The following is a 9025-nucleotide window of genomic DNA, read 5'->3' as shown; positions in this document are numbered from 1 at the left end:
GAAAGATGTGACTAATGGATAGGGAAAGGGGAGGGAACTAGATTTCTTTTTCCCCCCTTTCCAAGGGGGAATTAAGGGGGGTAATTTGACTTGTGTGTACACCGTAGCTTAAAAAGGTGGGAGCCGGAATCAAAGTCTCCCTTAAAAAGGGAGACTTTGAGGGATCTAAAACTTTTGATACCAACAAGAGGACTTTTCAAACATCCTCTTAGAGCCTATTTACTTGTTAAATCCTATCCGAGGGATCGAAACTTATAATCAATATAACTCAGGAGTTTGAGACACTCTGATAGCTTACTGGTTTAACGGAATTACAATTAAAAATTCTGTTCCCTCACCAGGAGCAGAAATACATTGTAATTTTCCCTGATGTTTTTGAGTGATAATTTGGTAACTAATAGATAAACCTAACCCAGTACCTTTACCAACTGGTTTAGTAGTAAAAAATGGTTCAAATAAATGTTTTTGTACGTTTTCTGGAATGCCTATACCATTGTCACCAATGCGGATAACTACCTGATTGTCGCTAGTGAGTTGAGTATTAATATAAATTTTGGGAGTAGAGAGTGCTGCTTTCTCTATTCCCCACTCACCATTTTCCACTGCCTCTTCTAAAGCATCGATCGCATTTGCCAGAAGATTCATAAATACTTGATTCAGTTGTCCAGCATAACATTCTACTAATGGCAAGTCACCGTACTCTTTGATCACCTCAATTGCTAGATAGTTAGATTTAGGTTTGAGGCGATGTTCCAGAATCATCAACGTATTATCTATGCCCTCATGGATATTCACAGCTTTCATTTCTGCTTCATCTAACCGGGAAAAGTTTCGCAGAGATAAGACGATTTCTGTGATTCGTTCAGCACCAACTGTCATAGAAGTGAGCAAGTTTGGTAAGTCTGCAATCAGAAAATCTAAGTCGATGGCTTCTGTTTCTTTTTGAATTTCCGTTCCTGGATTAGGATAGCTTTGCTGATATAGTTGCAGTAGTCTTAATAAATCTTGGATATATTGATTGGCATGGGCGATATTGCCATAGATAAAGTTGACTGGATTGTTGATTTCGTGCGCTACACCTGCTACTAACTGCCCCAAACTGGACATTTTTTCACTCTGCACCAATTGAGATGCTAGCTGCTTTGCCTCTTGGCGCAATTGTGCTTCTGAATATCGCAATATCTGCTCTGCTTGCTTACGCTGGGTAATGTCGTGGAGAATGACGACATACTCCTGAAAATCTTGATGGGGTCTATCTGAAATGGAAACTTCTAAGGTTCTGTTTTTCCCATTGCTGAGTAGGGTTTGTTCGCTACGCTTTGCCCACTGGTCTGGATAGTAGACTAATGTGGGTAGCCATTTGTTGAGGTGATTTCCCTGCAACTCAGATGGGTTGACACCAAAGAAAGATTCGGTAGCTGGGTTAGCTTGCTGGATAATGCCTTGATCATCTACGACTAAAATAGCATCCTGGGCGACAGTAAACAGGTGTTCGGCAGCTTCTCTGGCTTCTGCGATCGCAACCACTTGAGGTAAACTTGTCCAACAAGCGATCGCAACTCCCACAAATGCCACACTCATTAGCAGCACTACAAATATATTTTCACCCCCCGCAGTTGCGACTTGATTAAGTTTGACACCAAATAACCAGCCAATTGCTACTGCACTACACAATAAAAAAATCAGGATGCTCACCTGAAGAATTACTGAGTCTTTGATAATTACCACAGGGCGCGTGCGATATCGCTGCATCCACCAACTGGGATGGAACGGAGGGAAGTTTACCCGGCGAATCACTGCATCTATTGCCATGACACCAATGGGAAATAATAATCCAATGAGCAAGTTGAGCCAACCCCAGGCTAGTCCACCCACCAACAGCACTACAACTTCTATTAGCAGAATACCCAAAGATATGCGAGGGAACAAAACTTCTGAGCGATCGCGCCGGAGCCAAAGCCCTAGATGCAGTAACATAAAGGAGACAAACCACCCGACGTTACCAACAGCAACGATTTGCGCGACATCTCCCCAAATTAGATAGATTAAGCACAATACCAGTGTCAATGTCAATGCTGGGGCAAACACACCCCGACGTGATACAACAGAAAATACTGGTGAGATGTGTTTATCTAAAGCCAATTGATACAAAATTCGCGGGCAATTAGAAACCACCGTTGCCGAACCTAAAAGACTTGCAGCTACTAGCAAAAAGGAAACACTGACACCAGCAAATCTTCCCCAAAAGGGCTGGGAAGCCGCCACAAGATTCAAGAAAGCATTGTCTTGAAGGTTGGGATTGGTTGCTAACCGGATTACTATCCAAGACCCCCCCAAAAAGATGGGTGGCATCATCCAAGCAGCAACATCTAGAAAACGTAGCGTCTGCGTGGGGTGGCGGCTATCGGCAACAAAAGAAGAAGCCGTTTCACAGCTGTAGGTTGCATAGGTGACGAAAAAGAACCACTTTGCCCAATCCACAAAGCTCAAAGGTGGCCAATTGCTAGGAAAAAACCCAGGACTAACGGGAGAAAAAGCTAACCAACAAAGACCTTGGATGCAGAAAGTCATTAGCAGTCCAAAGGCTGGAATTACAAAAAACAAATGTAAAATACTCAGGGCGCGAGTACCACTAAAGGCGACGATAAACGGCAACAGTGTAAAGCTAATCTCCAGAAGTATGTCTGGACAGGCAATACCTAGCGCCTCTAAATTCACCTTAATTAAGTCTTTAAGTACGATTGTATTAACTGCTAAATAAGAAACCCAATTGAGAAGGTATCCAATTGCTGCATAGCTAGCAAGTCCTGGGTAGTGTTGCAGTAGCTTACTAGCATAGTTAGGTGTTCCTCCTGCCACATTCATAAAATGCATACCCAAGCGTTTGACTTGATAGTTGAGCAGCATTCCGAAAATCACCGCAGGTATCCAGACAAAAATAGCTTGGGAACCGAGAGCAAAATGAATTGCTGGAACCAATGCTGTCCAAGAAATATGAGCTGTCAAACCAAAGCCCCAACTTTCAATAGCACTTAGGCTTCTAGTTAAGCGAGGGTAAGAAGATTGGCCCAAAGTGGCATGAGCAGAATGGGGCATCGTTGGTAGTTTTGGGTGGGATACTGTAATTTAGCTTATTTGCTAGAGTTCCCATCTATTTAATGTTCAGAACAAAGACTTTTCGCTCGACAGTAGGTGTTCACAGGTGGAATGGTGAAGTTGTGAGGTCGAGTCTAGAAGCGTAGGAACCTGCGATCGCCACAATCCAATCCTTGATACAGGCTACATTATTAATTAGCTCAATTTCTCTGCTGCGCGTCCAAGCAGCAAATCATCGTCAAGCATTGCCTTTGTAAAACCCGAAATGATTAACGAAGAACTGCTGCAAATTATTAAAAAAGCTGTCAGAGATAAGAAGACACAATTACACCTTTCTGGCAAAGGCTTAACAACACTGCCACCGGAAATTGGCCAACTCACCAACCTGCGATCCCTCCACCTCATCGGTAATCAACTGAGTAGTCTGCCAACGGAAATTTTCCAACTCACCAACCTGCAATTCCTCAACCTCAGCAGTAATCAACTGAGCAGTCTGCCACCGGAAATTGGCCAACTCACCAACCTGCAATCCCTCTACCTCAGCATTAATCAACTGAGCAGCCTGCCACCGGAAATTGGCCAACTCACCAAACTGCAAACCCTCTACCTCAGCAGTAATCAACTGAGCAGTCTGCCACCAGAAATTGTCCAACTCACCAACCTGCAAACCCTCCACCTGGACAGTAATCAACTGAGCAGTCTGCCACCGGAAATCCAAAAAAAAGGGGCTAGAGCAATTCTGAACTTCTATAAACAACAAATAGAACAAGAAACTGATCGCCTTTATGAAGCTAAATTAATCATTGTGGGAGAAGGTGGTGCAGGTAAAACTACGCTAGCCAAAAAAATTCAAGATAATCAATATACGTTACAACAAGATGAAAATACCACCGAAGGCATTGATGTTATTCAATGGAAGTTCTTGCTTGACAATAATAACAGAGAATTTCAGGTCAACATTTGGGACTTTGGTGGGCAAGAAATTTATCATGCTACCCACCAATTTTTCCTCACAAAACGCTCTCTTTATGTCTTGGTTGCTGATACTCGCAAAGAAGACACAGATTTCTACTACTGGTTAAATGTGGTTGAATTACTGAGTGGTAATAGTCCTTTGTTAATTATCAAAAATGAAAAACAGGAGCGCAAACGAGAAATAAACGAGCGGGAGTTACGGCGCGAATTCACCAATTTTAAGGAAACACTTACTACAAACCTGGCCACTGATCGCGGTCTGCCAGAAATCTTAAATAAAATTAAGCATTATATTACTAACCTACCTCATGTAGGAATAGAACTCCCTAAAACCTGGGTCAAAGTGCGAGAAGCTTTAGAAGGTAACTCTCACGAATATATTAGCTTGGAAGAATATCTAAACATCTGCGATCAACATGGTTTTACTAAACAGGAAGATAAACTCCAACTCAGTGGCTATCTGCATGATTTAGGTGTATGCCTTCACTTTCAAGATGATGACTTGCTAAGAAAAACCGTTATTCTCAAGCCCACTTGGGGTACAGATGCCGTTTACAAAGTCTTAGATAATCCTCAAGTCATTAAAAAACTAGGTGAATTTGATCGCAATGATTTAGCAAGCATTTGGCATGAAGACAAATATGCCGATATGCGACCAGAACTATTGCGGCTAATGATGAAATTTAAACTATGCTATGAAATTCCTAGTAGTCCCGGCACTTATATTGCACCTGAATTACTCTCTGTCAACCAACCTGATTTCAATTGGGATGAATCCAATAACCTAATCCTGCGCTATAAATATGACTTCATGCCAAAAGGTATTCTCACCCGCTTTATAGTCGAAATGCACTCTGATATTGAACAACCAATCCTAGTTTGGAAAACAGGCGTTGTTCTTACTAAATACAAAAGCCGTGCTGAAGTGATTGAACACTACAATCAACGAGAAATAAAAGTCCGTGTCGCAGGAAACCGCAAGAAAGAACTGCTAGCAGTTATTACCAATGAACTAGACAAAATCCATAATTCTTACGAACGTTTGAAATATCAAACACTTGTTCCCTGCAACTGTAAAAGCTGTAAGAATAGTCAAAATCCTCATTTTTACAGCCGAGACGTGTTGTACAAATTCCGGGAAAATAATCGCTACCAAATTCAGTGCCAAGATAACGGTGATATGGTAGATGTCCGCAGACTGATTGACGATGTTTTCCCGACTCCACCAAGTTTGGAAATACCCATGTTTGAACCCGTAACCAGAAATCTAGTTTTCATTAGCTATAGTCACAAAGATAAAAAGTGGTTCGATGACCTCAAAATTCATTTAGAACCATTAATTAGAGAACAAAATCTCAACCTCTGGGATGATACCAAAATCAAGCCTGGTGCTGTGTGGCGAGATGAAATCCAGGCAGCTTTGGCAGCTGCAAAAGTAGCAGTATTGCTGGTAAGTCCAAACTTCTTAGCATCAAGCTTTATTAGTAAAAATGAGTTACCACCTCTGTTAGAAGCAGCGAAAGCTAAGGGAGTCAAAATTCTCTGGATACCTTTGCGTGCTAGCAACTACAAGGCAACAGCAATTGAACAATATCAAGCAACATACGCTACCGATCGCCCATTAAACACCATTGTGGCAGGAAGACGAGATAAAGCTTGGGTAGATATCTGCGAACAAATCAATGAAGCAGCACTCCTTCAGTAAAAGAACCTCTCCCTGCCTTGAACTAAAGTTCAAGTCTGTCCCTCTCCGAGTCGGAGAGGGACGGTTTTGCGTAGTAAAACCAGGGAGAGGTTTCTTTTGGGGAAGCGATGGCTGTGCCAACGTCTTCTCTTCGAGACGCTGCGCGTAGCTTGCTTCCACGAAGTGGTACGACGATCGCAGGTAAACTCTTAGCTATCGATTAAAACTTCATCCAACTCGAAGATAACCTCACTAATTTTCGAGCTTGTATCTGCCAAGACGGGAACTTTGACTTCTGTTTCGGCTTGTAAGTCGAAGTCATACCACTCGTTACGCCATTGCAGGCGAAACTTCAACCGTGTCCAGTTAGGTGGTAGGTTGGGACAAGCAACGGGGCCAAATTGAGTCATCCGAATACCGCCAAACCCGAAAACTACTGCTTGCCATACTCCTCCAGCACTGGCGGCGTGAATTCCTTCGGCGGCGTTAAGTCTTACGTCTTCTAAGTCTACCAAGGCCGATCGCAAAAAATGTGTATAGGCTTCGGCTGGTTTATTAAGGTCGCAAGCTAAGATGGCGTGAATCGCTGGGCCTAGTGAAGAACCATAACTGTGGTCGGTGCGTTCGGTGTAATAGTCCCAGTTGGTGACCAGGGTGTTATAGTCATAGCGATCGCGCAATAAATACAACAGCATTAATACATCTGGCTGCTTGAGAATCTGCTTTTGGCTTGTAGCTTCAATTCCCAACAAACCTTGCAATGATTTGCTGCGCGGTTCGTAATCAGCCAGGTTAACGTCTTCTAACTGGAAAAAGCCTTCAAACTGCTCAATTAAGCCTGTTTGAGCATCTTCATTGACAAATAGACGCTCTTGAATTTCTGCCCAATTGTGCAGACGTTCTGTGGTTAAGTTGAGTTTTTGCACCAGTTCTGCTGAGGTTTCAGGGTAAGCTTGTTTGAGCCAGTCCCACAGCGCCAAAGCTGATTGCAAATGCCACCGTACCATAAGATTGGTGAAGGCATTATTATCGACGCGATCGTGATTTTCGTCAGGGCCAATCACATCTAGGATGTCATAGCTGTGGCGCTCTTGGTTCCACTGCACCCGACTTTCCCAGAAAATAGCCGTATCAAGAAGAATTTCTGCGCCATAATCACGCATCCAGTCATCATCGTTGGTAGTTTGCCAGTAGTGTAAAACTGCATAAGCAACATCGGCGGTAATATGCACTTCAATGTCACCGCACCAGATGCGGATTAATTCACCGTTGGGAGCCGGAACCCAGCGCGGAGTTACTTCATCGCCAGTAGTAGCACTTTCCCAAGCAAACATTGCTCCTTGATAACCTGCTTCTTGAGCTTTGCGTCTAGCTCCTGGTAAGGTGTGGTAGCGGTAGGTGAGCAAGTTCCGCGCTAGGGCTGGTTGAGTTAAGGTGAGAAAGGGAAGGATGAATATTTCCGTATCCCAAAAGATATGTCCGCTATAGGCAAAACCAGAGAGGGTTTTAGGAGGAATGCTGACTCGGCTATCGTGACGCGGTGTTACAGCTAGTAATTGGAAGAGATTGTAACGGACGCTTAATTGAGCCAAGCGATCGCCTTCTATAATAATGTCACTGTCTTGCCACACTTGCTCCCATGCCGCAATGTGAGCTGCTAACAGGGTAGTATATCTCGGTTCATTAGCGAGTCTTTGTAGAGCGGCTGCAACGGGAATTTCTGTCTCTCGTGAAGTAAACAGGGTGACAATCTTTTCGACAATCGCCGTTTTTCCTGGGTGCAACTTCAAGGTGGTTGTCAAAGTGGGAGAACTAGAGGCATTTTTGACACTCACGGCTGTAGTCTCGTCACCATCAACTACTAACTTAGCCGCCATTCCCAGTTGAATACCTGAGTGGATGGTTTGACTGTTTAACCAGATTATCTGATCTATGCCACCTTGGTTTAAGGTTCGCCAATGTTTAACGCCTTGGTTATGTGGTTCGCTGTCAAATCCTGCTTCGATGGTGATTTCACCGTCAAAGTCTACAGATGTAACTTGAGCGCGAATTGCCAAAACATGTTGGTCTGCTAAACTCGTGAACCGCTCGAAGTGAAAATCTAGAGTGTGACCATTAGGACTACGCCACCGCACATCACGACTAACTAAGCCTAAGCGTAGATCGAGCCGGCGTTCATAGTTGAGAATTTTACCACTATCCAGGCTAAAGCGTTCCCCTGCTACTTTTACTACCAATGGTAGCCAGTTGGGACAGTTTACCAGTTCGGTATTAGCAATTTTTACATCATCATAAACACCGTGAATGAGTGTAGCTGGAAAATCCTGAGAATACCCTTCTTCAAACGTACCCCGCACTCCCAACAACCCATTACCAAGGGTGAAGACGGTTTCTTTATGATGTAACTGCGTCGCGTCAAACTCCGTTTCAATAACGTTCCAGTCAGTATTGTCAATTAATTGTTGATTTTGTTGAGAATTGTGAGTGGATACGTTGAGCATGAGTAATAAAACCTATGTCTTGGGTCAGGATGCAGTACAATTAGAAGCAATCTTGAATTGATTAACTCCTTTGCTCTAGCGCCTAGACTTGAATACAGCCTAAACACAAAAAGAGACGTTCTTCATAACAGTAACGCTTCACATTTCATCTGTCTACAGTTAGATTTCGTGAATAACGTCAGTTAGAACTGATAAATCTCAACCAGAAACCAATTGATCGGGTTTTTCATCAATTTCTTTCATATTTATCGAACAGAATTCAGGAGTCAGGAGTCAGAATTTAGCAATGTTTTCTGTGCGATTGGTAGATGAATAACCGGCTTTTTGAACGACCAAATCGTAAATTTGGTGGTTCAAAAATTCCTGCGCCGATCTGAATCCCCGACTGAATATAGCAATCCTAAATCATTCGTGAAAAATTAGATCCCCGACTTTTAGAAGAAGTCGGGGATCTGGACATCGCGCATTTTCACAACTTATTTAGGATTGCTATAGCGAACGCGTTGCGTCTCGTAGAGAAGCGTTAGCGAGTCCGCGTACTCTTAGAGGTTGTTTGAAAAGTAATTGTCTGTGATTTTAGGCACTTGTTGATCCCCCCTAACCCCCCTTTCAAGGGTAGGGGTTTAAGAAAGAGGGAGAAAAGCAGGTAAAATACACAACTGTTGTCAGACCGCAAAAATATGCAAGTCAGATGCGGTGAAGAATGTCAGGGTGTGGGGGGAAAATGCTTTTAGGAAAAAGCGAGGAATTAAGGCAATGGACGAGGAAA

The 9025-nt window shown here is 43.2% G+C and carries 3 protein-coding genes; 1 reads left to right on the top strand and 2 read right to left on the bottom strand.

Features of this window, described 5'->3' with window-relative positions; all coding sequences use genetic code 11:
• Positions 1-294: 294 nt before the first annotated feature.
• A complete protein-coding gene (locus A4S05_RS28125) occupies positions 295-3096 on the bottom strand; it encodes an ATP-binding protein (protein ID WP_069073081.1) in 2802 nt (933 codons plus the stop codon).
• A gap of 265 nt (positions 3097-3361) precedes the next feature.
• Here A4S05_RS28125 and A4S05_RS28120 point away from each other — a divergent pair, with 265 nt between their 5' ends.
• Complete coding sequence (locus A4S05_RS28120; protein ID WP_084227301.1) at positions 3362-5776, top strand: COR domain-containing protein; 2415 nt, start codon at positions 3362-3364, stop codon at positions 5774-5776.
• A 188-nt stretch (positions 5777-5964) separates the two neighbouring features.
• Here the strand turns inward: A4S05_RS28120 and A4S05_RS28115 are convergent, their stop codons facing one another.
• Positions 5965-8256 carry a glycoside hydrolase family 65 protein gene (locus tag A4S05_RS28115; RefSeq protein ID WP_069073080.1) on the bottom strand — a complete coding sequence of 764 codons (2292 nt, stop codon included), beginning with the start codon at positions 8254-8256 and terminating at the stop codon, positions 5965-5967.
• Positions 8257-9025 lie beyond the last annotated feature (769 nt).

The organism is Nostoc sp. KVJ20 (assembly GCF_001712795.1).
GTDB lineage: Bacteria > Cyanobacteriota > Cyanobacteriia > Cyanobacteriales > Nostocaceae > Nostoc.
The sequence above is the reverse complement of the archived record's forward strand: the minus strand, read 5'-3'. Positions and strand labels throughout refer to the sequence as shown.